Source organism: Dongia sp. (assembly GCF_041918875.1).
Classification (GTDB): Bacteria; Pseudomonadota; Alphaproteobacteria; order Dongiales; family Dongiaceae; genus Dongia.
The window spans coordinates 76,901-102,230 of record NZ_JAYRUV010000010.1 but is presented as its reverse complement, the minus strand read 5'-3'; the positions used below and the strand labels follow the sequence as shown (position 1 = coordinate 102,230).

The following is a 25,330-nucleotide window of genomic DNA, read 5'->3' as shown; positions in this document are numbered from 1 at the left end:
CAATTGGGTCCTTTGCACCATGACCAACCCCACCTTCCGCCGCGCGAGGCGCGCCGATCTCGAGGCCATCGTCGACATGCTGGTCGACGACTATATCGGCGCCAAGCGCGAGGACGGGTCGCGGCCGCTCAATGCGAAATATGTGGCGGCGTTCGAAGCCGTGGCGCGCGACGAGAACCAGTATCTCGCCGTGGTCGAGGATGAAGGCGAGATAGTGGGCTGCCTGCAGCTGTCCTTTATTCCAGGGATTGCACGGCTGGGCATGTGGCGCGGGCAGATCGAGGGTGTGCGCATCAAATCGACAAGGCGCGGCGAGGGTTTGGGCCACAAGATGTTTGATTGGGCGATCGCGGAATGCCGCGCCAAGGGCTGCGAGATGGTGCAACTCGCCATGGACAAGACGCGCACGGATACCTTGCGTTTTTATGAGTCCCTCGGCTTCAAGGCGAGCCATGAGGGGATGAAGTTGGGGTTGACCGGGAAGTAGCTGAGCGAGAGTCGTCGCCTGCCCCCTCACCCTGACCCTCTCCCGCAAGGGGAGAGGGAATGAGGTGCCGCTTGGCACAATCTTCAGAATCGATGATTATTGAACGTCACGCGCCAGGCCCCTCTCCCCTCGCCTCGCGGGAGAGGGGTTGGGGTGAGGGAGCCTTAACCGACCCGGTCCATCAGCAATCTTGCCGCCGCCAGATCCTCGATCGCGGTGCCTACCGATTTGAAGAGCGTGATCTCGTCTTCTCGTGCGCGGCCCTGGTGTAGCCCACGGGCGAGGTCGAAGAGGTCGGCGGCGATCCGGTCCGGTGTCAGCACCCCGGACTTGATCGCCTGGACGATGTCGCCGGCTTCCTTGAGCGCCCCGTCGCGAGTATCGACGAAGACGGTGGCGCGGCGCACGGCCTCGTCGTCGCTTTCGCGCATGTCGGGGAGGAAGGCGCCGACCAGGTCGAGATGCTGGCCGGGTTTCAGCCATTCGCCCTTCACCAGCGGATCGCGCGACAAAGTGCCTGTGCTGACGATATCGGCGCGCTTCACCGCGGCTTCGAGGTCGCGCACGGGCTCGACCTCGATGCCGGCGCTGGCCATGGCGCGCACGGCGGCGGCGGCCTTCTCGAAGTCGCGGGCCCAGAGCAGGCTCTTCTTGATGGGCCGGACGGCGCGGTGCGCCTCTATCAGCGGCCGCGCGAGAGCGCCGGCGCCGACCATCAGATGGGTCGCGGCGTCCTTGCGGGCGGCGTAGCTTGCGGCAAGTGCCGAAGCCGCCGCCGTGCGGCGGACAGTCAGGCATTTGCCGTCCATCAGCGCCTTGGGCGCGCCGGTGAGGCCGTCGAGCAGCAGATAGATGCCCTGCACGGCCGGGAGATCGCGCCCGCCATTCCCCGGCGTGATGGTGACGATCTTGATGCCGACGGATTTCCCGGCGTCCCAGGCGGGCATCAGGAGCAGGGTCTGGTCCGCCTCGCCCGGAATGGGGATGCCATGGTGATGGCGGACGGGGACCGTCCAATCGCCGGCAAAGGCTTCGCGGAGGCTCGCCACGAGGCTCTTATAGTCGAGCCTGGCGTCGATGGTTTCGGGGCTGAGATAGGGGATTTGCTCTGTCATGATGGCCGGCACATTAACCAGCCCAAGCGCCAGTCGCAATCGTTCCATATTTCATTTTTATTTCAATAGGATGATGACATTTGCGCAAAGCCCTGGAATTGGATACACCCACGGCCGCGGGCCGTGGTATCCTCGATTTCATGAATCGAGCCGCGTTGAATGTAGCAATGCCGATTGCGCGCCATGGTCCAAGAGAAACGAGGACCGGAATCCGCCTTGGCTAAGAAGCTCTTCATCAGAACCTATGGCTGCCAGATGAACGTCTACGACTCCGCCCGCATGGCGGATGTCCTGGCGCCCTTGGGCTATGGCCCGACCGACAATCCCGCGGATGCGGACATGGTCATCCTCAACACCTGCCATATCCGCGAGAAGGCGTCGGAAAAGACGTTCAGCGAACTGGGGCGCCTGCGCCAGGACCAGGCGCGCCGACAGGCCGACGGTGCCGACATGATCATCGCGGTGGCCGGCTGTGTCGCACAGGCGGAGGGCGCCGAGATCATGCGCCGCATGCCGGAGATCGATATCGTGCTGGGGCCGCAGACCTATCATCGCCTGCCGGAGATGGTGGCGCGGGCGACGCGGGCACGGGATCAGCGGCGCGGGCAGGGGTTTCTCGGGCAGGGGGTCCTGAAGCATCGCGGGGCCGGCGTGCTCGACACCGATTTCCCGGCCGAATCGAAATTCGACCATCTGCCGGAAGCGATGGCGCCGCAGGGCGTCTCCGCCTTCCTCGCCATCCAGGAAGGCTGCGACAAGTTCTGCACCTTCTGCGTGGTGCCCTATACGCGCGGCGCCGAATTCTCGCGGCCCGTGGAGCGCATCGTGACGGAAGCGCTGAAGCTTGCCGCGGCGGGTGCGCGCGAGGTGACGCTGCTCGGGCAGAACGTCAACGCCTATCACGGCGACGGGCCGGACGGGTCGAGCTGGAATCTGGCGCGGCTCTGCCATCACCTGGCGGAGAAGGTGCCGCAGATCGCGCGCATCCGGTATACGACATCGCATCCCCGGGACATGGATGACGACCTCATCGCCGCGCATGGGGCGCTGCCGCAGCTGATGCCGTTCCTGCATCTGCCGGTGCAATCGGGTTCCGACCGGATCCTTTCCGAGATGAACCGGCAGCACACGGCCGACCATTTCCGGCGCATCGTCGACAAGCTACGCGGGCGGCGGCCCGACATCGCGCTTTCCTCCGATTTCATCATCGGTTTCCCCGGCGAGAGGGATGAGGATTTCCGCGCCACGATGCGCCTCATCGAGGAGATCGGCTTCGCGCAGAGCTTCTCGTTCAAATACAGCGCGCGGCCGGGAACGCCGGCCGCCAATCTTGAGACCCGCGTGCCGGAAGACGTGATGGATGCGCGCCTTCACGAGGCGCAGGCGCTGCTGGAAAGGCAACTGGTCGACTTCAACCGCGCGACACTGGGCCGGACGGTGCCGGTGCTCCTCGAAAAACGCGGGCGCGACCCCGGCCAGCTGGTCGGCAAATCGCCTTATCTGCAGGCGGTGCATGTCGATGCGCCGGAACATCTCATCGGCGAGATCGTCGATGTCGAGATCGCCGGCCTGGGGCATTACACCCTGGGCGGCGTGCTGGCGACGGGCCCCGTCGCATCGGTCCAACCGGAGAGAGCCATCGCGTGAGTGCAACCCCCCTCGCCCCGATCGCGACACCCATTCACCTGCAATTCGAAGATAACAGGCTGCTGCCGCAGCTTTTCGGCCAACACGACCAGCATCTGGCGCGCATCGAGCAGGCGCTGGGCGTGTCCATGGTGCCGCGCGGCAACCAGCTGGCCATATCCGGCCCCGACGAGGCCGTCGCTACCGCCAGACAGGTGGTGACCGGACTCTATCAACGCCTGAAACGCGGGCTGGAGGTCGATCAGGGCGAAGTCGATGCGGCATTGCGTCTGTCGCAGGACGATGACGGGCTGGAGCCCAACCTCTTTGAAGGGAACAGCAAGGAAGGCCTTGCCATCCGCACGGCGCGGCGCCACATCACGCCGCGCTCGGCGATGCAGGCCAAATACATGCGCATGCTGCACGAGCATGAGCTTGTCTTCGGCCTGGGGCCGGCGGGTACGGGCAAGACCTATCTCGCCGTGGCGGTGGCGGTTGCCATGCTGACCAAGGGTGCGGTCGATCGCATCATCCTTTCGCGTCCCGCGGTCGAGGCGGGCGAAAAACTGGGCTTCCTGCCAGGCGATATGCGCGAAAAGGTCGATCCCTATCTGCGCCCGCTTTACGACGCGCTCAACGACATGCTGCCGGGCGACCAGGTGGTCAAGCGCATGACGTCGGGCGAAATCGAGGTGGCGCCGCTCGCCTTCATGCGCGGGCGCACGCTGGCGCATTCCTTCGTCATCCTCGACGAGGCGCAGAACACCACGCCGATGCAGATGAAGATGTTCCTGACACGTCTCGGCCAGGGCTCGCGCATGGCGATCACCGGCGATCTCAGCCAGATCGATCTGCCGAGCGGCACCAAATCGGGCCTCAAGGACGCACTGGAGGCGGTCGAGGGTATCCAGGGGCTGGGTGTCGCGCGCTTCTCGGAAGTCGATGTCGTGCGCCATCCGCTGGTGGCCAAGATCGTCGGCGCCTATGATGCGCGCGACAAGAAAGCGGCCGGAAAAGGGTGACGAAGACCGGCCCATCGCTGAAAATCGGCATCGAGATCGCGGACAAAGGCTGGGACAAGGCGCTGCCCGACGCGGCCAGGATCGCGCGGCGTGCCGCGCGTGCGGCCATCAAGGCAGCGCTCGCGGCGAAATCCTTGCCGCGCAAACGTTTGGCCGAGGCAGGCAAGGTCGAGCTGGGCATCACCCTTGATAACGACAGGGGCGTGCGCCATCTCAACCGCGACTACCGGGGCAAGGACAGGCCGACCAACGTCCTGTCCTTCGCGGCACTCGATGCCGGACTGCCGCCCAAGGGCGTTCCGGCAAGCTATCCCTGGGCGCTGGGCGATATCGTGCTGGCGCTGGGAATTATCAAGGTGGAAGCCAGGGACCAGCGCAAGACGCTGGCGCAGCACTTTTGCCACCTGGTCGTGCACGGTGTGCTACATTTGCTGGGCTTCGATCACGAAAAGGACCGCGCGGCCCACGCGATGGAGAAGCTGGAACGGGAAATCCTGGCCGGTTTGGGCTGGCCCGATCCCTATCGATAAAGAGAGTTTGGAAGTGAAATGAGCGACCTACCATCTAGAAGCGGCGCGGCCGAGGATTCGGGCAAACCGCGCCTGGGTTTCAAGGGGCTGATGCGCTTTTTCCGGCGCAAGACCGGGGGCGAGAACGCCCTCCGGGACGCGATCGAAGAACTGATCGAGGAATCGGAAGCCGGCGACGATGGCGAGCCGCCGCTCGATTCCAACGAATCCTCGCTGCTGCTCAACGTACTGAAGCTCGGCGATCTTACCGCCTATGACGTCATGGTGCCGCGCGCCGACATCAAGGCGGCACCCGAGGATATCGACCTCAAGGGCCTCATCCAGATGGTGCGCGAGTTCGGTCATTCGCGCCTGCCCATCTACCGCGAGGATCTCGACGATATCGTCGGTATCGTCCATGCCAAGGACGTGCTGACCTTCTTCCCCGATCCGGAGAAGTTCCAGCTGAAGAAGATCCTGCGCGAGCCGATGTTCATTTCGCCCTCGATCCCGGTCCTCGACCTGCTGCTGCAGATGCGCCACGGCCGCGCGCATATGGCGCTGGTGGTCGACGAGTATGGCGGCATCGATGGGCTGGTCACCATCGAGGATCTGGTCGAGGAGATCATCGGCGAGATCGAGGACGAGCATGATGTGGTGAAGGGGCCGCATCTGGTGCTGCGCCCCGACGGCACCCTGCTGGCCGATGCACGCACGACGATCGAGGCCTTCGAGGAGAAAGTGGGCCCCGTCCTCACCGACGAGGAACGCGAGGCCGACATCGATACGCTGGGCGGCCTGGTCATGTCGCTGACCGACCGCGTGCCGTTGCGCGGCGAGCTGGTGACGCATTCCTCCGGCATCACCTTCGAAGTGCTGGATGCCGATCCGCGGCGCATCAAGCGCCTGCGCGTGCGCAACATACCGAACCTCGAAAAAGCGCCGGAACCGGCCGCGAAGGCCATAAAGGACTAATCCACCATGCAGACGATGGCGCGGCTCAACGCCTGGGTCGGCGCGCTTGAGGGCTGGAAGCGGCGCGGCTTCGCCGCGATTCTCGGCGCGGTGTCGGCGCTGGCTTTCGCACCGGTGAAATTCACGCCGGTCATGGCGCTGTCGCTCGTCGGGCTTTACTGGCTGATCCAGGCGGCACCCACGCGGCGGATGGCTTTCAACGTCGCCTGGGCTTGGGGCTTCGGCCATTTCGCGGCTGGGAATTACTGGATCGCCAATTCGTTCCTGCTCGACATCGGCCGCTTCGGCTGGATGATGCCGCCGGTCATCTCGGGCCTGGCTGCGTTTCTGGCGCTCTATCCGGCGCTGGCCGGCGCCGCCGTCTGGCGCAAGGGCGACCTGTCGCCCGCAGGCATCCTGGCCTTTGCCGGCCTGTGGGTCATCGCCGAATGGCTCCGGAGCCATGTTCTGACCGGCTATGCCTGGAACCTCGCCGCCTATGTCTGGGACTGGAGCCCGGCCATGATGCAATCGGCTTCAGTCTGGGGCAGCTGGGGCCTGGGCCTCTTCACCGTGGCGATTCTCACCTTGCCGGCAAGCCTTGCGGCCGATGACAGGCGGCCAGGGCGCATCGCCTGTGCTGCTGCCCTGGCGGTTCTGGGGCTGCTCTGGGCCGGCGGCGCCTGGCGCCTTTCCGGCGACACGGGCGAACATGTGGCCGGCATCAGGCTGCGCATCGTGCAGGCGAATGTCAGCCAGGCGGAGAAATTGCAGGGCGGTTTCTCCGCCCGGCATTTCGAAAAGCATATGCAGCTGACGCGCGACACCCCTGGCTTGGACAAGGTCACGCATGTGATCTGGCCCGAGTCGTCCATTCCCTTCCTGCTGGACCGGGACCCGGCGCTGCGACAGATGATCGCAGCCGTCACTCCACCGAAAGGCGCATTGCTGGCGGGGACGGTCCGCGGCGCGCCGGCGCAGGGAGAACTCGCCGAGATCTGGAATTCGCTGGTCGTGCTGGGTCCGGACGGCGAGATCCGCGGCACGGCCGACAAGGCGCATCTGGTACCCCTGGGGGAGTATGTGCCGATGCGTTCGCTCTTTCCGTTCATCAGCAAGCTGACACCTGGGTCGATGGATTTCTCCGCCGCCCCGGGCCCCACTACCTTGGCGGTACCGGGGGCACCCGATATTGGGCCGTCGATCTGCTACGAGATCATATTTCCGGGCGCCATCGTCGATGAAGCGCATCGGCCCGGATGGCTGGTCAATGTCACCAATGACGGCTGGTTCGGCAATTCGGCGGGGCCGCATCAGCATTTCGCGTCCGCCAGGTATCGCGCTGTGGAGGAAGGCATTCCTCTGATACGTGCCGCCAACACCGGAATCTCGGGTGTCGTCGACGCCTATGGACGCATCGAGACACAATCGCGCCTGGGTGATATCGCTGTCATCGATGCCGACCTGCCGCGCGCGCTGCCTGTGACGATTTTTGCAGAATATGGAATTGCTGTCCCAGGTCTGCTCGTACTTGTTGCACTCATTCCTATGGTCCGGCGGCGCCGATCTGCGTAAGATGGTTCAGTTGTTCATCCCAGGGTTGAGGCCTTTCTGTGACCCTGTACACAGGAGTGGATGAAGCGATTGACCCGACTTCACCGGTATGACAAGACAAACGCGTCAGCATGATGGTGAACAGCGTGAACTGCTGGGAAAATCGGCCGAAACAACCGACATTCGGCCGGATGCGGAGCGCGGTGCGGGAAACGAGCTGAGGCTGCCTGGATGACGATCGCGCCAGACGATCGCAAGGCCGCTGGATCACGAGGAGAGTGAGAAAAATGGCAAAATCGACCAAGCAGGGGAATAACACCAAGGGACGCAAATCGTCCGGCCGCATGGCCAGCAAGGGCTTCCCCAATCCGATCGACGTGCATGTCGGCCAGCGCATCCGCCTGCGCCGGACCTTGCTCGGCATGAGCCAGGAGAAGCTTGGCGAGGCGATCGGCCTCACCTTCCAACAGGTGCAGAAGTATGAGCGCGGCGCCAACCGCGTCGGCTCCAGCCGCCTGTTCGATCTGGGGCGTGTCCTCGATGTGCCGATTTCCTATTTCTTCGAAGACATGCCCAATTCGGTGCAGGAGAAGAGCCCATCTAAACTGATGGGTGTGGCCACCCCGGCCCCGGTCGATTACGAACCCGATCCGATGGCCAAGCGCGAGACGCTGGAACTGGTCCGGGCCTATTACAAGATCCCCCAGGCCTCGGTCCGGAAGCGCATCTTCGAGCTGACCAAGTCGCTCGCCAAGAGCTCGCTGGTCGACGAAGACTGAAATCGGCCCGGAATCGGCCGGTTTTGCGTGGATTTTGCGCGGCGCGGGGCAACTAAAACCCGCTTGACCACCGAATCCCGGTCAACCATGATCCCGGCCGCATCGCGGCCGGGATTTTTGCTGTCCGACTCAGGGGCGGCTCTTAAGGAGCCGACCCCTCGAACGCCCCACCTGCTGCGCACGTGAACTTGTCGAACCTTTATCTTTGCGGGAATCCTGCCAGTGTCGAAATCCAGCTATCTTTTCACCAGCGAAAGCGTGTCCGAAGGCCATCCGGACAAGGTCTGCGACCGCATCTCCGACAGTATCGTCGATCTCTATCTGGCGGCCCAGCCGGAAGCCCGCGTCGCCTGCGAGACCCTGGCCACCACCAACAAGGTCGTGCTGGCCGGCGAAGTGCGCGGCCCAGCTTCGATCACCCACGACAAGCTGATCGAGACCGCCCGCCGCGCCATCAAGGAAATCGGCTACGAGCAGGACGGCTTCCATTGGAAGACCGCCAGCATCGATTGCTATGTGCATTCGCAATCGGCCGATATCGCCCAGGGCGTCGATGCCGCCGGCAACAAGGACGAGGGTGCCGGCGACCAGGGCATCATGTTCGGCTATGCCTGCAAGGAGACGCCCGTATTGATGCCGGCGCCGCTGCAATATTCGCATCAGATCTTGAAGTTGATGGCCGACGATCGCCACAGCGGCAAGGTCAAGGGCTTCGGCCCCGATGCCAAGAGCCAAGTGACGCTGCTTTACGAAAACGGCCGGCCGGTGAAGGCGACCTCGGTCGTCGTTTCGACCCAGCACGATGCGGGCCTGGAGCAGAAACAGGTACGCGACCTCGTGCGTCCCTATGTGGAGCAGGTCCTGCCCAAGGGCTGGATGCCGAAGGAAGAGGAATTCTACGTCAATCCGACCGGCAAGTTCGTCATCGGCGGTCCGGATGGCGATGCGGGCCTCACGGGGCGCAAGATCATCGTCGATACATACGGCGGTGCCTCGCCCCATGGCGGCGGCGCCTTCAGCGGCAAGGACCCGACCAAGGTCGACCGCTCGGCCGCCTATGCGGCGCGGTATCTGGCCAAGAATGTGGTCGCCGCCGGCTATGCGGAAAAGTGCGTCATCCAGGTGGCCTATGCGATCGGCGTTTCCAAGCCGCTGTCGGTCTATGTGAACACCTACGGCACCGGCACGGTGGATGAAGAGAAGCTGGTGAAGGCGATCGGCGAGGTGATGGACCTCAGCCCTCGCGGCATCCGCAAGCATCTGGGCCTCAATAAGCCGATCTATACGCGCACCTCGTCCTATGGGCATTTCGGCCGCGAGCCGGAGGCCGATGGCGGCTTCTCCTGGGAGAAGCTCGACCTCGTCGCCAGCCTGCAGGCGGCGATGGCCTGAGCGGACCCGAAAGCGAACAGTCGATGACCGACAGACGCGCCGCGGCCCCGGGAGAAACCGGGCCGCGGCGAAACTTTTATGGCCGCCGCCAGGGCCGGCCCTTGCGCGAAAGCCGCAAGCGGCTGATGGAATCGCTGCTGCCCCGGATCGCCGTCACGGTGACGCCCGGCAAGGAGATCGACCCGGCGGCGTTTTACCCGACGCCGATGCGCGCGCACTGGCTGGAGATCGGCTTCGGCGGCGGCGAGCATCTGGCGGCACAAGCCGCAGCCAACCGCGATGTCGGCCTCATCGGCTGTGAGATCTTCCTCAACGGCATCGCCTCGGCGCTCTCACATATCGATGCGGCGAAGCTTGAGAATGTGCGCATCTATCCCGAGGACGTGCGCGACCTGCTGCCGGTGTTGAAGCCGCAGAGCTTCGAGCGGATCTTCCTGCTCTTCCCCGACCCCTGGCACAAGGCCCGCCATGCGAACCGCCGCTTCGTCAACCAAGCCAACCTCGACATCGTCGCCAGCCTGCTGAAGCCCGGCGGCGAGTTCCGCATCGGCAGCGACGACCCGGTCTATATCGGCTGGGCGCTTGCCCACACCACACGCCACCCCGCGTTCAAATGGCTGGCCGAACGCTCAAGCGACTGGCGCGTCCGTCCCGCCGACTGGCCGCCCTCGCGCTACGAGCAAAAAGCCATCGCCCAGGGCCGCGTGCCGCATTACTTCAGGTTCAGGCGGGTTTAGGGCTGCGAAGCCGTCATTTGCCGGAACCTCTTCCACTGTTGCATGCGTTCTTGTTTTGCCCATATACTCTCTTTACGATTAATACTCGATGAGGATGCGCGGTGATAAGCGACGAGTCAACAGACGCCGACAAGCAATTCCGTCTTGGGCGAAATCTGCTCTATGGCTTTGGCACTGAGCCGGACTTAGCCCGGGGTTGCTACTGGCTGGAGAAAGCCGCAGCACAGAACCACGCCAAAGCTCTCGCGCATTTGGGCAGCTTGTATCTGTACGGCCACCACTACCCCGCCGATCCGCAACATGGATTGCAACTTCTCCAGCAATCCTTGGAGGCCGGAAACATGGACGCGCTCAATACACTAGGCACGTTCTACCTTGAGGAACGCTGTCCGACTACTTACGATAAAATGAAGGGTGCCGGCTGTTTTCGTCAAGCAGCGGAGGCTGGCGACTATTCCGGCTTATTCAATTACGGCCTGTGGAACGAGTTGGAGGGAAACTTCGCCGAGGCCGTGAAATGGTTCCGCCTAGCGACCCAAAAGAAGCATGCAACGGCGTATTATCGCCTGGCTGGCCTGCTCGCCGATGGCAAAGGCATCCAGCAGAATGTCGATGAGGCATGCGAGCTTTACGAGTTTGCTGGCGAAGAACTGCAATATCCGCTTGGCTACTTCGGCTACGCACGGCTGCACGACGACCCCAAATACGGGAGACAGGATCTCGCTGAGGCGGCGGGTTTCTACTTCTTGGCTGCCGATCGTGGAATAGCCGAGGCCCAGCTACGTTATGCCGAACTTGCCGAACTCGGATATGGCGCCCCCCAAGCCAAGTACGACGCCTATGTTTGGACGCGCGTCGCGATGGAACATCTTCCGGAGGAAGAGATGCCGCGTGCCGAAGCGACCTTGGCGCGCATCAAAGAAAAACTGGGGCCCTGGCAGTTGCGGCCCGCGGAACAGGAAGCGGAAAAGATCATCGCCTTCTTGAAGCCATATGGCCGGTGCTGAAGAGGTCCGGCTTAGGCTTCACGCGGAAAGAATCTTCAGTGATGCCCCCACCCCACCCTCCCCCTGAAGGGAGAGGGAGTAGAGCGAGGTGTCGGTGCGAGTTCAGCGCAAAAGCCCTCTCCCTTCAGGGGGAGGGTGGGGTGGGGGTGCCAAGTGACGGGTTACGCCGCCATCTTCCACTCAATCCCCTTGGGCGAGGGTGTGAAAATCTCTACACCTGTCTCAGTGACGCCGACAGAATGCTCGAACTGCGCCGAGAGGGACTGGTCGCGCGTCACCGTCGTCCAGCCGTCGCCGAGGATCTTCACATCGGCCTTGCCGGCATTGAGCATGGGTTCGATGGTGAAGATCATGCCGGGTTCCAGCACCACGCCGGTGCCGGGCTTGCCGTAATGGAGGACCTGCGGCGCGTCGTGGAAGACGCGGCCGACACCATGGCCGCAGAAATCCTCGACCACAGAGAAGCGGTTCTTATGCGCGAGCGTTTCGATGGCGTGGCCGACATCGCCCAGCGTGTTGCCGGGCTTCACCATGGCGATCCCGGCCATGAGGGACTGGTAGGTGACGTCGCACAGGCGCCGCGCCTTCACGCTGGCAGTCCCGGCAATGAACATCCGGCTGGTGTCGCCATGCCAACCATCGACCAGGGGTGTCACATCGATATTGAGAATGTCGCCGTCGGCAAGGATCTTCTTTTCCGACGGAATGCCGTGGGTCACCACATGGTTGACCGAGATGCAGCTGGCGTGCTGATAACCCTTATAGCCGACGGTGGCCGGAATACCGCCATGGTCGCGCATGAAGGTGTCGCACAATTTGTCGAGCGCCAGGGTGCTGATGCCGGGACGGACATGGTCGCCGATGAAATCGAGCGTCTCGGCGGCGAGGCGCCCGGCCCGGCGCATGCCTTCGAAACCTTCCGCATCGTGGATGGGGATCGGACGGTTGTTCATGTCGCGCTGGGCGGAAAGCTTCATCATGAGGTTTCTTTAAGACCGAACGAGGCGGAGGTCAATGAAGCCCCTCGCGACCCTTGCAATTGCCTGCCGCCCGCGCCAATTCTTGCATCATCATGAGTGCCCACACCCAACGCCTGACGGCAGTCCTCGGGCCCACGAATACCGGCAAGACCTATATGGCCATGGAACGGCTGCTGGGCCACCGGTCGGGGATGATCGGCTTTCCGCTGCGGCTGCTGGCGCGGGAGAATTATGACAAGGCGGTGAAGTCGGTCGGCGTCGAGGCCTGCGCCCTGGTGACCGGCGAGGAAAAAATCGTGCCGCGGGGTGCCCGGTACTTCTTCTGCACCGTCGAATCCATGCCGCTGGACCGGCCGGTGGCCTTCGTCGCGGTCGATGAGATCCAGCTTGCCGCCGACACCGAGCGCGGACACATCTTCACCGACCGGCTGATCCGGGCGCGGGGCATGGACGAGACCATGTTCATGGGATCGGATGCGGCGACACCCTGGGTCAAGCTGCTGGCGCCGGGGATCGAGATCGTCAACCGCCCGCGCTTTTCGACGCTCTCATACGCGGGCTCGAAGAAGATCACGCGCCTGCCGCCGCGTTCGGCCATCGTTGCCTTCTCGGCCGCCGATGTTTACGCCATTGCCGATCTCATCCGCCGGCAAAGGGGTGGGACCGCCATCGTGATGGGGGCGCTTTCCCCCCGCACGCGCAATGCCCAGGTCGATCTTTACCAGGCGGGCGAGGTCGATTACCTGGTGGCGACCGACGCCATCGGCATGGGGCTCAACATGAATGTGGGCCATGTCGCCTTTGCCGCCTTGAAGAAGTTCGACGGCCGGTCCCTGCGTGCCTTGAGCCGCGCCGAGATCGGGCAGATCGCGGGGCGCGCCGGGCGGCATATGACCGACGGCACCTTCGGCACAACGGCCGAGGTGGGGCCGATGGACCCGGACCTCATCGAGGCGGTCGAGAACCACCGTGTCGATCCCATCCATTTCCTGATGTGGCGCAATGCCGAACTCGACTTCCGCAGCGTCGATACCTTGCTCAAAAGCCTCGACGCGCGGCCGCCGCATCCGGGCCTGGTGCGCCAGCAGGAAGCGATCGACCATCAATCGCTGGCGGCGCTCGCGCGCGACGACGAGATCCGCACTCTCACCTTGCCCAAGGGCCGCGTCGCCTTGCTGTGGGAAGTCTGCCAGGTGCCGGATTTCCGCAAGCTGATGACGGATGCGCATCTGCGGCTCCTCGCGCAGATCTTCCGGCACCTCGCCGGCGGGCGGGGCCTGGCACCGGGACGCATTCCCACCGACTGGATCGCCGACCAGATGAGCCGCCTCGACCGCATCGATGGCGATATCGATCATCTGACGCAGCGCATCGCCCATATCCGCACCTGGTCCTATATCGCGCAGCGGAGCGATTGGCTCGCCGACGCGCCGCACTGGCAGGGTCGCGCGCAGGAGATCGAGGACCGGCTCTCTGACGCGCTCCATGAAGCGTTGACGCAGCGCTTCGTCGACCGGCGCCATGCCGCCCTCCATCGCCGCATGGTCGGTGGCGGCAAGCTCGACGCGGTCTTCGGCGAGGATGGCAGCGTTACGGTCGAAGGGCATGAGGTCGGCATCCTCAAGGGGCTCGATTTCTTCCCCGCCGTCGACGCCAATGCCGAGGAAGCGCGGCCCTTGCTGGCCGCCGCCAGGCGCGTGCTGGGGCCGGCCCTGCGCACGCGGGTGAGCGACCTCGTGGCCTCGCCCGACGGCGACTTCAAGCTTTCCCCCGCTGGTGCCATCGCCTGGCGCGAGACGCCGCTGGCACGGCTCATCCGCGGCGACCAGCCCTTGCGGCCGATGGTGGAGCTGAAACCGATCGACCTCATCGACGGACGCCAGCGCCAGGCGATCGAGCAGCGCCTGCGCCATTGGCTCGACCGGCTGCTGCGCCATCGGCTGCATCCGATTTTCGTGGCGCAGGGAGCCAAGCTGGAGCCGGCGGCGCGGGGTCTCGTCTATCAGCTGGGCGAGGGCCTGGGTGCCCTCAATCGGGAAGCCGTGCGCGCCCAGCTGTCCGCCCTGGCGCCGGCCGATCGCAAGGCGCTGGCGGCGCTGGGTGTCCGCATCGGCGCCGTCACGATCTGGCTGGCGCGGCTCGACGACAGGCGCCAGCGCCGCCTGCTGGGGCTGCTCGGCGCGCTGTGGCACCGCCTGGCATTGGACGCGGAAGGCAAGCCCGATCCGCTGCTGCTCGATGCGGGCGGGCTGGAGGCCTGGCAGATGGCGGGCGGCAAGCGTGTCGTCGCGGGAAAGAGCTATGCCTTCGGCGCGTTGGAGCGCCTGGCGCTGGCCTTGCGCGAGGCGGCCGCGGCCAAGACCCTCACCACCGACGAGGCCAATGCCGCCAAGTTCGAGATGAGCCCGGAGGAACTGGGCCAGACCATGCGGCAGCTCGGCATTCGGGCGGCCTTGCCTGGCGGCGTGCGCATGCGCGCGCGCGCCAAGCGCGGCAAGCCGGTGCAAGCGCCAAAGCCGCCGCGTCCGGAGCCGAAGATGGACCCGAGCTCGCCCTTCGCGGCGCTCTCGGTGCTGCATGAAAGGCTGGTCGCCAAGGATCTGCCGCCGCCGGCGCGGGCTCCTAAGAAGCGCCGCCGCCGCCGGCACCCGCCGCCGGCATCCAAGGCGGATGCGACATGAGCGGGACACAGCGCATCGATAAATGGCTGTGGTTCGCACGCTTCCTCAAGAGCCGCTCCCTGGCGACGGTATTGGCCGCCAGCGGCAAGCTGCGCCTCAACGGCCAGCTCGTCGCCAAGGCGCATGCCCAGGTGAAGGCGGGCGACGTGCTGACCTTTCCGCTGGGTCCGCATATTCGCGTCATCAAAGTGCTGGCGCCCGGCACCAGGCGCGGACCGGCGCCGGAAGCGCAGACCCTCTATGAAGACCTGTCGCCGCCCCCGCCGCGTGCTGCGCGGCCGGCCGCGCCGGCCGGCGGCGAACCGCCGCAGCGCGCTTCCGGCAGCGGACGCCCGACCAAGCGCGAGCGGCGCGCGCTGGATCAGCTGATGGGCGAGGATGGCGAAGACTGAATAACCATACGGAATATCTGCGCGGGCTGGCCCTGTTGCGCCCCTTGGAGGGCTATGGTAGCTAGCCCGGCAAGCGAAAATACCAATCCGCCATCAGGAGCAGTCGCCATGGCTTATGTCGTTACCGAGGCATGCATCAAGTGCAAATACATGGACTGTGTCGAAGTCTGCCCGGTCGATTGTTTCTATGTCGGCGCCAACATGCTGGTCATCCACCCGGACGAATGCATCGATTGCGGCGTCTGCGAACCGGAATGCCCGGCCGACGCGATCCTGCCCGATTCCGAGTCCGGCACCGACAAATGGCTGGAGGTCAACCGGCAATATGCCGCCGAATGGCCCAATATCACCCGCAAGGGCGAGGCACCCACCGATGCCGATTCCTGGAAGGGTGTCGAGGATAAGTTCGAAAAGCATTTCGACCCGGCGCCCGGCAAGGCGTGACGCTCTCGAAAGCGGCAGTTCTTATTACGTTTCTATGATTATTTTCCTTGCGCGACGCTATGTCGCGCTGGCGAATCCATATTTTGATGTCCACCTGGGACAGTGCGCTACACCCGGTGGTTAATGTCACTGCGCCCAGCGCATAACTGCCTTTCCTTGAATTCGAGCCCGATTTTTGCTATAAAACTCGGGAAGGTCGTTGGGGCGGAATCCATTGGAAAGATTAATCTTTTCTGGCCCGTCCAAGCCTAAATGTTAACGTCGAACCAGACTCGGAATCTGTATGGAACCGGGAAAGGTTCGTTGCGGCTTTGAATCGAAATTATGACAGTTCCGGGTCCCGGCAGAAGGACCCGCAGGAACAATCGGGTCGACCGCCGACCGGAAATTGGTTGGACGGTATCAAGGGGATCCGGCGGGCGGCGTTTTGTGGAGCAACCCCTCAGGCTTTGAGGCCGTTGTGTTGGAGTGCGACCCCGTTCCGCGCGGAACGGGAACGGCGAGCGACCCCTTTTTGCCCCCAGGATGCCCCTGGGAGTTCCTGGGATGCGGCAGACCGGATTGCGACGTGAAGAAAGATCGGATGTGATGGAGCTGAATGTGGTCGAGAAAGCGAAAAAGACAGTAGCCGCCAAGGACAAGGATCTGGGCTTCAAGAAGGGTGACTTCGTCGTCTACCCGACCCATGGCGTCGGCAAGGTCATGGGTATCGAGAGCCAGGAAATTTCCGGCCACTCCCTCCAGGTCATCATCATCCTGTTCGACAAGGACCGCATGACCCTGCGCGTTCCCGTCGCCAAGGCCAAGAATTCGGGCCTGCGCAAGCTCAGCAGCAAGAAGGTCATGGAGACCGCGCTGCAGACCTTGAAGGGCCGTTCACGCGTGAAGCGCGCCATGTGGTCGCGCCGCGCCCAGGAATATGAAGCCAAGATCAATTCCGGCGACCCGGTCTCGATCGCCGAAGTGGTGCGCGACCTGCATCGCAACGCCGACCAGCCGGATCAGTCCTACAGCGAGCGGCAGATTTACCAGGCCGCCCTCGACCGTCTGGTGCGCGAGCTTGCCGCTATCGAAGGCATGGACGAGCAGGCCGCGACCGAACGTCTGCATCAGGTGATGAAGGCGGCCTAAGAAGGCCATATTCCACCCACCAGCTCTCTCCTCAGAGAGGCTCCCCGAGCGGCATGACCGCTAACGACGGATGGTCCCCGGATCCCCTTCCGGTCCATCCGTCGGGGGTTTTTCTCCCCCAGACCCGCCCTTTCAGGTAGCCCCGCCCTTTCAGGCTCCATTCCTATTTCCCGGCTTTTGCACCCGCAATGCCGCCGCCTGTGACGGGCGGCACGTGTTTCGGGTGAGCCAGCTCACACCTGCGCCGAACCGGGCGAACCGACTGCCCCGCGCCCTCGACTACCGGTTAATGCGATCCCGCAGGAACCCGCAATGCCGAGGAAGCCATGCTCGAAGACCCGACCAAACGCCTGATGAATCTCAACACGCTGGATAGCTCGCTCTATCAGTACCAGATCTATCGCCAGCAATATTACAGCACCATCCAGGGCAGCGACGGCTCCAACGTGCTCGACGGGGAATCGCACGCCAACGCGATCTACGGCAATGGCGGCAACGACACGCTGAACGGCTATGCCGGCAACGATCTGCTCGATGGCGGCATCGGCAACGACAAGCTGGATGGCGGTATCGGCAATGACAAGCTGTTCGGCGGCGATGGCAATGACACGCTGCTGGGCGGCGACGGCAACGATTATTTCGTCGGCGGTGCCGGCTACGACAAGATGGTGGGCGGCGCCGGCCATGACACGGTCGATTATTCGACCTCGACCCACGGCGTCTATATCGACATGAGCGACGGCAATTTCGGCGGCCATGACGATGTCAGCGGCATCGAGGATTTCATCGGTTCGCTCTTCGACGACGATGTCGACGGCAATGACGACGCCAACCTGATGAAAGGCGGCGCCGGCAACGACAATCTGTGGGGTGGTGCCGGCAACGACACCATACTGGGCGAGGAAGGCGACGACTATCTGTTCGGCGGCACGGGCGCCAACATCATCGACGGCGGCAACGGCAACGACCATATCCATGCCGGCGGTGGCAACTATGACGATGTGGTGACCGGCGGCGCGGGGGCCGACACCTTCCACTGGCAGGTCGATGTCGTGAACGGCCATGACATCATCACCGATTTCGACCCGCTTGCCGACGCCCTGGAACTGAACAACCCCTATGGCAACGGATCGGCCAACGTGTTCGTCAACACCAGCGCCGACGGCGATGTCGTGATCGCGTTCGGGAATTCGACGGTCGAGCTCAACGGCGTCCAGAACCAGGGCTGGGCCTCGATCCAGGATCTGCAGAACGCCGGCTGGAACATCAATTACATCTCGATCGACTGAAGACCCGGCTCCGTTCGACGGCCCGACGGTTCGACGGTCCGACGGTTCGACGGTCCGGCGCCCCGGCCATCCCTGGCCGGGGCGTCATCGTTTTGTCGCACATGCTATGATCGCGGCTCGCCGTCCGAGTCGCCCCAGTCGATCAGAGCCCATGCAGGAACGAGAGAAATTCGCCATTCTGAAGAAGCCCAGCCGTATCTGGGCGATCTCGCCGGTACATGGGGACATGCCGCGTCTCAGGGCACTCCACGCCTATATCGCCGAGCAATTCGACCCCGGCGACCGCATCGTCTATCTGGGCGGCTTCCTGGGGCGCGGGCCCGATGTCGCCGGCACGCTCGACGAGATAATCACGTTCCGCCGCCAGATCCTGGCGCGGCCGATCATGTTCCCGGAAGATATCGTCTACCTCCGCGGCCAGCAGGAGGAGATGTGGATGAAGCTGCTGCAGCTGCAGTTCGCGCCCAACCCGCGCGAGGTGCTGCCCTGGCTGCTACAGCAGGGCGTGGGCCCCACCATTACGGCCTATGGCGGCGATCCGGCCGAGGGCATCATCCATTGCCGCGAGGGAGCTCTCGCCATCACGCGCTGGACCAATTCGCTGCGCGCCGCCCAGCAGGCGAGGCCGGGCCACGCCGCCTTGATGTCCGCCATCCGACGTGCCGCCTATACGGACGATCTTGGTCTCCTCTTCGTCCATGCCGGAATCGACCCGGAACGGCCGCTATCGGCCCAGGGCGACAGTCTGTGGTGGGGCGGCAGCGCCTTCGGCACCCTGGATCATCCTTACGGCCAGTTCCTCAAGGTGATCCGCGGCTACGATCGCCAGCATGGCGGCCCGGCCATGAGCGCCTTCACCATGACGCTGGATGGCGGCTGCGGATATGGCGGCAAGGCCGTGGCGGCATTGCTCGATCCCAAGGGAGAGTTGCTGGATCTGGTCGAGGCGTGAGGGCAGTTACTGACTTGTCATGCCCCGGCTTGGCCGGGGCATGACAAGTGAGTTTGTGACTAGCGCGCGATCTTCTTCTTCGCCTCGGCAAGGCACGCAGCGGCATCGGCCGTGAAATCTCCATCGATCCACCATTGCTCGATCTCGGCGAGTTTGGCGCCGAGCTCCGGGCCGGCGGCAAGGCCGAGTTTGATAAGATCGCGGCCGGCCAGGGGAAATGTGGGACGCGGCCAGCTTTGCACGATCTCGAAAGCGCCGTGCCAGCCACCTTCCCCAGGCCCGGGCTCCCAGTCGAGCAGCACCTGGTCGCGTGCCCGGTCATTGCCCAGGACATATATCTGCCGGTGCACAATCCGTGTGTCGGCAATGTCGAAGCTGGCGCGGATGCCGCTGGCTGCCAGCAGGCGGTCCCGCTCGGCATTGGAGAGCTTCAGCGTCTCGGCGATGTCCGGCCCGCAGCCGGTGACGGCGAGTGCCGCGAGGCGACGGATCGGGTCCGGCTTGAGGTGGAGCCGTGTTTCCAGCGCCGCCACCTTGACCAGCCGGTCCTGGCTCGTCGCCCAGGGAAGATAGGCGGCGGCGAAATCGCGCATCAGCATCTCGCCCCAGACCTCGATCCCGCGCCGCGCCACCAGCAGCTTCAGCGTTTCCTGCCGCAGCCTTTCACCGGAGAGGCGCTTCAGCTCATGGCGCCGTTGCGTGGCGGCAAGGATCGCCGCTGCGTCGAAATCGCCTTGCGCATAATCGGCATGGAAGCGGAAGAAGCGCAGGATTCGCAGATAGTCCTCGTCCATGCGCTGGGCCGCATCGCCGACGAAGCGTACCCGCCCGGCGGCGAGATCGGCGAGCCCGCCGAAATAATCGTGGATTGTCCCGGCCGCATCGCAGAACAGCGCGTTCATGCTGAGATCGCGGCGTGCAGCGTCGGCCTGCCAATCGTCGGTGAAGGCGACCTTGGCATGGCGGCCATAGGTTTCGATATCGTGGCGCAAGGTCGTCACCTCGAAACCGACATGATCGGCCACGGCGGTGATGGTGCCATGCTTGATCCCCGTCGGCACGGCGCGAAGATGCGCCGCTTCGAGAGCCGCGATCACGGCCTGCGGGTCGAGATTGGTGGCGATGTCGATATCGCGAATCCGGCGCCCGAGCAGCGCGTCGCGCACGCAGCCGCCAACGAAGCGCCCCTCGCCGCCGGCTCCTTCAAGTGCCATCAGCACTTTTTCGGCAGCACCGGCATGCGGCCAGTTCCGGCGCCAGTCGGCAAGGTCGCGGGGTGGGGTGATTCGCATGAGCGGCATCCTAGCCGAAACGGCGGAACGGCCGATAGGGGCGGGGGTATCGTTCGCTCCCTCTCCCCTGGCCCGCTTGGCCCTGCCGCGCTGGCCCTTGCCAGCGGATGCCCCTTTCGGCCTAGGATCGCGCCATGCAGCAGATCCTCCTTGCCATCAACGCCGGCTCCTCCAGCATCAAATTCCAGGCTTTTGCCACCGATGGCGACCGATTCGATCGTCGTGTAAGCGGCCTCCTCGAAGGGATCGGCAGCCAGCCGCGCCTTGTCATCAGGGATGGCGGCAATACCGTGCTGGCGACACGGGAGCTCGATATCGCGGCAGTACCCAGTGTGGAGGCGGGCGAGGCGATTGTCGGCGACTGGTTGACGGGTGCGATGGCCACCGACGCCATCGGCGGACCGATCGCCGCCATCGGCCACCGTGTCGTCCATGGCGGGCCGGATTTCAGCAGTGCCGTCCGCATCGACGATGCGGTGCTGGCGCGGATCACCGCCCTCACCCACCTTGCCCCCCTGCACCAGCCGAAGAATCTGGCGCCGATCCTGGCCTGGCGGCGGCGGCGGCCGGACCTGCCGCAGGTGGCCTGCTTCGACACCGCCTTCCATCGCGGCCATGGCGAGCTTGCCGACCGTTTCGCCATTCCCGACGAACTCTATCGCGAGGGAGTCCGGCGTTATGGTTTTCATGGCATTTCATACGAGTTCATTGCCGAAAAGCTGCAGGAAGTGGCGCCGTCCATCGCGGCCGGCCGCGTCATCGTCGCGCATCTGGGCAATGGCTGTTCGCTTTGCGCGCTTCGCGGCGGGCGCAGCATCGACAGCACGATGAGCTTCACGGCGCTCGACGGTATTCCGATGGGTACAAGGCCCGGTGCGCTCGATCCTGGAATCGTGCTCTATCTGATGCGCGAGAAGGCGATGGATGCCGCCGCCATCGAGCGTTTCCTCTATCACCAATGCGGCCTCAAGGGCCTTTCCGGCATCAGCAACGATGTGCGCGTGCTGGAAGCGAGCGACGACCGCCTGGCCCGCCTCGCCCTCGACCATTTCGTCTACCGCATCACCAAGGAGATCGGCGCGCTGGCGGCGGTTCTGGGCGGCATCGACGCCCTGGTCTTCACAGCCGGGATCGGCGAGAACGGGGCCGATATCAGGGCGCGCATCGTCGCCGGTTCCGCCTGGCTGGGCCTCAGCCTAGATGAAGGCGCCAACCGCGCCAGGAGGACAGACCTCGGCGCTGGCACATCCGGGCCGCGGGTGCTGATGATCCCGACCGACGAGGAATGGATGATCGCCCGGCATACCAGGCGATTGCTGGCTATCGCCTAGGCGGGCCCTCAGGTAAACAAGCGGGCCGGCACCAGCACCAGATTGGAGAGGAACTGCTCGGTGGCGGCACGCCAGGAGAAGCGTTCAGCTTCCGTCCGGCATTGCATGCGCGGGATCTTGAGAGCGCGGGCAATGGCAAGCCCCAGATCGCGGTCGAGCGCCCCGGAAACGCCTTCCTGCAGAATGTCCTTCGGCCCCGCCACCGGAAAGGCCGCGACCGGCACGCCGGACGCCAACGCTTCGAGGATCACCAGGCCGAACGTGTCGGTGAGGCTGGGAAAAACAAAGACGTCGGCCGCGGCGTAGAGCTGGGCCAGATCCTCGCCCACTTTCTGGCCGAGGAAAATCGCCCCGGGGAAGCGCGCCTTGAGGTCGGCATGAAGCGGGCCGTCGCCCACCACCACCTGACTGCCCGGCAGATCGAGCTGCAGAAAGGCCTCGATATTCTTTTCGACGGCAAGGCGCCCGACATAGAGATGGATGGGGTGCGGCAGATCGGCAAAGGGTGGCAGCGCATTGGCGCGCGGACGCGGGCGGAAGAGACGCGTATCGACGCCACGCGACCAGCGCTTGATATGCATGAAGCCGCGGGCGCGAAGGTCGGCCTCGATCGAGGGGGTTGCCACCATGGTGGCCTGCGCCGCGGCATGGAAGCGCCGCAGCCACGCATAGCTTATGCGCAACGGCAGTCCGAAGCGTGCCGCGATATATTCGGGGAAGCGCGTATGGTAGGCCGTGGTGAAAGGCAGGCCCCGCTTCAGGCAATAGCGCCGTGCGGCAAGGCCCAGCGGCCCTTCGGTGGCGATATGGATGGCATTGGGTGCCAGCGCATCGAGCCGTGCCGCCAGGCGCCGGTAGGGGAAGAGCGACAGGCGGATTTCCGGATAGGTCGGACAGGGCAACGAGCGGAAGGATTGCGGCGACAGGATCGTGGGCCGGTGGCCGGCGGCGACGAGTTCGTCCATCGTGCGGCCGATCGTGCGCACGACGCCATTGGTCTGCGGCGCCCAGGCATCGGTCACGATGGCGATGTTGAGGGAGACGCTCATGCGCTTGGCGCCGACGGGTTGGGCACCGCCGAATGAGGCATCGCCGCGACGTTCTTCGGTGCCAGCATGGAAAGCTGGCGCTGGCTCGCCCACTCGACGATCTCCAGCCGCCCGTCGCGATGCTCGACCAAGGCGGTGCAGCTTTCGACCCAGTCGCCGTCATTGGCGTAGATAATGCCGTCGATCTCCTTCAAGGCCGCCTGATGGATATGGCCGCAGACGACGCCGTCGAAGCCGCGGCGCTGCGCCTCGGCCGCGACCGTGTGCTCGAAATCGCCGATGAACTTCACCGCATCCTTGACGCGCGATTTCAGCCAGGCGGAGAGCGACCAGTAGGGATAGCCGAAGGCGACGCGGGCGCGGTTGAACCAGTGATTGAGCGCCAGCGCCAGCGTGTAGGCGGAATCGCCGAGCTTGGCCAGCCACGGCGCGTAGCGCACGATGCCGTCGAACGCGTCGCCATGGATGATGAGCAGGCGCTTGCCCTGGGCGGTGACATGCACCGCCTCGTTCATCACCATCACATCGCCGAAGGCATGATCGTCATAGTCGCGCAAGGGTTCGTCGTGATTGCCGGGAACGTAGATGACCTGCGTGCCCTTCCTGGCCTTGCGCAGGAGCTTCTGCACCACGTCGTTATGGCTCTGCGGCCAGAACCAGCCCTTGGACAGGCGCCAGCAATCGATGATGTCCCCGATGAGGTAGATGTAGTCGGATTCATTGGCGCGCAGGAAATCGAGCAGGTACTGCGCCTTGCAGCCGCGCGTCCCCAAATGGACGTCGGAGATGAAGATCGCCCGGTAGCGCGCTGTTTCGCTCGGCATCTGGGACATCGCGTTCATCTATGTCGCTCGCGACTCGATTCACCTGTTGCACTGGCCGCTCAATAACGACCGACGCGTTGCAGGATGATGACGCGCGGCACGCGGCGCCGGATTTGCGAATGATTTCATGGGGGCGTCACCGGAGTGACGCCAATCTGTCACCTGGGAATGGACAGGACCCGCTACGTCAGCTTTGCCCGCAGCCTCGGCGCGGCGAAATCGAGGAAGGCGCGCATTTTCAGCGGCAGGGCGCCCTGTGCGACATGGACGAAATGGATCGGCCAGGCGGGCGGTTCGAAATCTTCGAGGACCGGGACGAGGGTCCCTGCGGCCACGGCCGTGGCGGCCTGGTAGGAGAGCACGCGGGTGATGCCCGTACCGGCGATCGCGGCGTCGATCGCCGCCTCCGCCGTGGTGACGCTCAGCCTGGTGCGGACCGGGACCGGCAGATCGTGCTTGCCGTCATGGAAGATCCAGAACTTTGACGGCGCGATGTTTTCAAAGCTGACGCAATCGTGGTGGATGAGATCCTTGAGCTTTGCCGGCGTGCCACGGCGCTTCAGATAGTCTGGACTGGCATAGACTGAACGCCGCGTCGACCCCAGGCGCGTCGCCACGAGGTTGCTGTCGGGCAGATTGCCGATGCGCAAGGCGGCATCGATATGGTCTTCGACGAGGTTCGAGAGGCGGTCGCCGAGGATCAGGCGCAACGTGATGTCCGGGAAAACCTGCAGGAAATCGGTGACCACCGGCAGGATATGGAGGCGCCCGAAGACGATCGGCGCCGTCACCGTAAGCTCCCCCTTGGGTGTCACATATTCGCCGGCCACTTTCCGCTCGGCCTCCTCGACCCTTCCCAGGATTTCCTTGGCGTCGGCGAGGTAGGCGCGGCCCGCTTCGGTGAGCTGCACCCTGCGGTTGGTGCGGGTGAGCAGGCGCGCGTTCAAATGCGCTTCGAGGTCGGCCACCTTGCGGCTGACGGTGGCAAGTGGCGCTCTCAATTGCCGGGCCGCGGCGGACAGGCTGCCGGCCTCGCTCACCGTCACCAGGAGCGCCATCGCTTCCAGCCGATCCATGCCGCTTCTCCTGTCTTTATCCTCCCATTTTTCAGGAGGGTAACTCTCAAAATGGCATTCTACACAAATTTTCCGGGAGGACATAGCTTTGAGACAGATGACGCGCCGGGAACTTCCTCCCTCTGCCTCATCCTCAAATGAGAGGTTTCCATGTCACGCATTCCGACCCCCGCCACCATCGCCGACGCCCCCGAAGCCGCGCAGTCCCTGCTCGAGGGCATCAATAAGAAATTCGGCATGGTGCCCAACATCTTCAAGCTGATCAGCAACAGCCCGACTGCCCTCAAAGGCCATCTCGGCCTCGCCGACACGCTGGGCAAGGGCACCTTGCCGCCGCAGACCCGCGAGCGCATCGCGCTCGCCGTGGCCGAAATCAACGGCTGCCAGTACTGTCTCTCGGCTCATACCTATACGGGCAAGAACCTCGCCAAGCTCGACGATGCGGAAATCACCGCCAACCGCAGCGGCCGCTCGAATGATGTGAAGGCCGACGCCGCCGTCAGCTTCGCGGCCCTGGTCGCCCGCTCGCGCGGCCAGGTGAGTGAAGCCGACATCGCCACGGTCAAAGCCGCCGGCTATGACGACGGACAGCTCCTCGAGATCGTGCAGCATGTCGCGCTCAACACCTGGACCAATTACGTGAACGAGGTGTTCAAGACCGAGATCGACTTCCCGCGCGTCAGTTTGCGCAACGCGGCCTGAACGTT

24 protein-coding genes are annotated in these 25,330 nt (G+C 64.3%); 18 read left to right on the top strand and 6 right to left on the bottom strand.

Translation table 11 applies throughout. The annotated features are described in order from the left end of the window. Nucleotides 1–19 precede the first annotated feature (19 nt). Nucleotides 20–487 (top strand): N-acetyltransferase family protein, encoded by a 468-nt coding sequence (locus ACE3TY_RS12390; protein WP_374653349.1) that lies wholly within the window; start codon nucleotides 20–22, stop codon nucleotides 485–487. 164 nt (nucleotides 488–651) lie between these two features. Here the strand turns inward: ACE3TY_RS12390 and ACE3TY_RS12385 are convergent, their stop codons facing one another. After that, nucleotides 652–1,602, bottom strand: coding sequence for an ornithine cyclodeaminase family protein (locus ACE3TY_RS12385; protein ID WP_374653348.1), 951 nt, complete (start codon nucleotides 1,600–1,602; stop codon nucleotides 652–654). A 183-nt stretch (nucleotides 1,603–1,785) separates the two neighbouring features. Here ACE3TY_RS12385 and miaB point away from each other — a divergent pair, with 183 nt between their 5' ends. The 9 genes from miaB to ACE3TY_RS12340 all read left to right on the top strand — a co-directional run bounded on the left by miaB (nucleotide 1,786) and on the right by ACE3TY_RS12340 (nucleotide 11,182). Then, a complete protein-coding gene (gene miaB / locus ACE3TY_RS12380; RefSeq protein ID WP_374653347.1) occupies nucleotides 1,786–3,249 on the top strand; it encodes a tRNA (N6-isopentenyl adenosine(37)-C2)-methylthiotransferase MiaB in 1,464 nt (487 codons plus the stop codon). Further along, a complete protein-coding gene (locus ACE3TY_RS12375; RefSeq protein ID WP_374653346.1) occupies nucleotides 3,246–4,250 on the top strand; it encodes a PhoH family protein in 1,005 nt (334 codons plus the stop codon). The genes miaB and ACE3TY_RS12375 overlap by 4 nt, the downstream gene beginning before the upstream one ends. After that, on the top strand, nucleotides 4,247–4,780 hold the full coding sequence (gene ybeY, locus ACE3TY_RS12370) for an rRNA maturation RNase YbeY (protein WP_374653345.1): 534 nt from the start codon (nucleotides 4,247–4,249) through the stop codon (nucleotides 4,778–4,780). Before ACE3TY_RS12375 ends, ybeY begins: the two co-directional genes overlap by 4 nt. A gap of 18 nt (nucleotides 4,781–4,798) precedes the next feature. Further along, the gene (locus ACE3TY_RS12365) at nucleotides 4,799–5,734 is read left to right on the top strand and encodes a hemolysin family protein (RefSeq protein ID WP_374653344.1); all 936 of its coding nucleotides are present in this window, start codon (nucleotides 4,799–4,801) and stop codon (nucleotides 5,732–5,734) included. A 6-nt stretch (nucleotides 5,735–5,740) separates the two neighbouring features. Beyond that, nucleotides 5,741–7,288 carry an apolipoprotein N-acyltransferase gene (lnt, locus tag ACE3TY_RS12360; RefSeq protein ID WP_374653343.1) on the top strand — a complete coding sequence of 516 codons (1,548 nt, stop codon included), beginning with the start codon at nucleotides 5,741–5,743 and terminating at the stop codon, nucleotides 7,286–7,288. 323 nt (nucleotides 7,289–7,611) lie between these two features. After that, a complete protein-coding gene (locus ACE3TY_RS12355) occupies nucleotides 7,612–8,046 on the top strand; it encodes a helix-turn-helix domain-containing protein (RefSeq protein WP_374653468.1) in 435 nt (144 codons plus the stop codon). A 222-nt stretch (nucleotides 8,047–8,268) separates the two neighbouring features. After that, entirely contained in the window at nucleotides 8,269–9,438 is a 1,170-nt protein-coding gene (gene metK / locus ACE3TY_RS12350; RefSeq protein WP_374653342.1) for a methionine adenosyltransferase, read from the top strand. Nucleotides 9,439–9,461: 23 nt separating this feature from the next. Further along, nucleotides 9,462–10,175, top strand: coding sequence for a tRNA (guanosine(46)-N(7))-methyltransferase TrmB (locus ACE3TY_RS12345; RefSeq protein ID WP_374653341.1), 714 nt, complete (start codon nucleotides 9,462–9,464; stop codon nucleotides 10,173–10,175). Between the two features lie 101 nt (nucleotides 10,176–10,276). Next, nucleotides 10,277–11,182 (top strand): hypothetical protein, encoded by a 906-nt coding sequence (locus ACE3TY_RS12340; protein WP_374653340.1) that lies wholly within the window; start codon nucleotides 10,277–10,279, stop codon nucleotides 11,180–11,182. Nucleotides 11,183–11,343: 161 nt separating this feature from the next. On the opposite strand, the gene map is transcribed toward ACE3TY_RS12340, so the two are convergent. Then, nucleotides 11,344–12,159 (bottom strand): type I methionyl aminopeptidase, encoded by an 816-nt coding sequence (gene map / locus ACE3TY_RS12335; protein ID WP_374653466.1) that lies wholly within the window; start codon nucleotides 12,157–12,159, stop codon nucleotides 11,344–11,346. 95 nt (nucleotides 12,160–12,254) lie between these two features. Here map and ACE3TY_RS12330 point away from each other — a divergent pair, with 95 nt between their 5' ends. From ACE3TY_RS12330 to ACE3TY_RS12305, 6 genes are all read left to right on the top strand, one after another. Beyond that, nucleotides 12,255–14,843: a helicase-related protein gene (locus ACE3TY_RS12330; protein WP_374653339.1), complete on the top strand. Its 2,589-nt coding sequence runs from the start codon at nucleotides 12,255–12,257 to the stop codon at nucleotides 14,841–14,843. Beyond that, nucleotides 14,840–15,235: an RNA-binding S4 domain-containing protein gene (locus ACE3TY_RS12325; RefSeq protein ID WP_374653338.1), complete on the top strand. Its 396-nt coding sequence runs from the start codon at nucleotides 14,840–14,842 to the stop codon at nucleotides 15,233–15,235. Before ACE3TY_RS12330 ends, ACE3TY_RS12325 begins: the two co-directional genes overlap by 4 nt. Nucleotides 15,236–15,343: 108 nt before the next feature. Then, the gene (fdxA, locus tag ACE3TY_RS12320) at nucleotides 15,344–15,679 is read left to right on the top strand and encodes a ferredoxin FdxA (RefSeq protein ID WP_374653337.1); all 336 of its coding nucleotides are present in this window, start codon (nucleotides 15,344–15,346) and stop codon (nucleotides 15,677–15,679) included. Between the two features lie 588 nt (nucleotides 15,680–16,267). Next, nucleotides 16,268–16,810 carry a CarD family transcriptional regulator gene (locus tag ACE3TY_RS12315; RefSeq protein WP_374653464.1) on the top strand — a complete coding sequence of 181 codons (543 nt, stop codon included), beginning with the start codon at nucleotides 16,268–16,270 and terminating at the stop codon, nucleotides 16,808–16,810. 326 nt (nucleotides 16,811–17,136) lie between these two features. After that, nucleotides 17,137–18,099: a hypothetical protein gene (locus ACE3TY_RS12310; RefSeq protein WP_374653336.1), complete on the top strand. Its 963-nt coding sequence runs from the start codon at nucleotides 17,137–17,139 to the stop codon at nucleotides 18,097–18,099. 151 nt (nucleotides 18,100–18,250) lie between these two features. Beyond that, nucleotides 18,251–19,051, top strand: a complete 801-nt coding sequence (locus tag ACE3TY_RS12305) for a hypothetical protein (RefSeq protein WP_374653335.1) — start codon at nucleotides 18,251–18,253, stop codon at nucleotides 19,049–19,051. A 59-nt stretch (nucleotides 19,052–19,110) separates the two neighbouring features. Here the strand turns inward: ACE3TY_RS12305 and ACE3TY_RS12300 are convergent, their stop codons facing one another. After that, nucleotides 19,111–20,343: a CCA tRNA nucleotidyltransferase gene (locus ACE3TY_RS12300; protein ID WP_374653334.1), complete on the bottom strand. Its 1,233-nt coding sequence runs from the start codon at nucleotides 20,341–20,343 to the stop codon at nucleotides 19,111–19,113. Between the two features lie 134 nt (nucleotides 20,344–20,477). On the opposite strand from ACE3TY_RS12300, the gene ACE3TY_RS12295 reads away from it, so the two are divergent. Further along, entirely contained in the window at nucleotides 20,478–21,674 is a 1,197-nt protein-coding gene (locus ACE3TY_RS12295) for an acetate/propionate family kinase (protein ID WP_374653333.1), read from the top strand. A gap of 8 nt (nucleotides 21,675–21,682) precedes the next feature. Here ACE3TY_RS12295 and ACE3TY_RS12290 read toward each other — a convergent pair whose 3' ends face one another. The 3 genes from ACE3TY_RS12290 to ACE3TY_RS12280 all read right to left on the bottom strand — a co-directional run bounded on the left by ACE3TY_RS12290 (nucleotide 21,683) and on the right by ACE3TY_RS12280 (nucleotide 24,623). Next, nucleotides 21,683–22,723, bottom strand: a complete 1,041-nt coding sequence (locus ACE3TY_RS12290) for a glycosyltransferase family 4 protein (protein ID WP_374653332.1) — start codon at nucleotides 22,721–22,723, stop codon at nucleotides 21,683–21,685. Continuing rightward, complete coding sequence (locus tag ACE3TY_RS12285; RefSeq protein WP_374653331.1) at nucleotides 22,720–23,565, bottom strand: UDP-2,3-diacylglucosamine diphosphatase; 846 nt, start codon at nucleotides 23,563–23,565, stop codon at nucleotides 22,720–22,722. The genes ACE3TY_RS12290 and ACE3TY_RS12285 overlap by 4 nt, the downstream gene beginning before the upstream one ends. A gap of 164 nt (nucleotides 23,566–23,729) precedes the next feature. After that, entirely contained in the window at nucleotides 23,730–24,623 is an 894-nt protein-coding gene (locus ACE3TY_RS12280; RefSeq protein ID WP_374653330.1) for a LysR family transcriptional regulator, read from the bottom strand. A gap of 150 nt (nucleotides 24,624–24,773) precedes the next feature. On the opposite strand from ACE3TY_RS12280, the gene ACE3TY_RS12275 reads away from it, so the two are divergent. Next, entirely contained in the window at nucleotides 24,774–25,325 is a 552-nt protein-coding gene (locus ACE3TY_RS12275) for a carboxymuconolactone decarboxylase family protein (RefSeq protein ID WP_374653329.1), read from the top strand. Nucleotides 25,326–25,330: the final 5 nt, after the last annotated feature.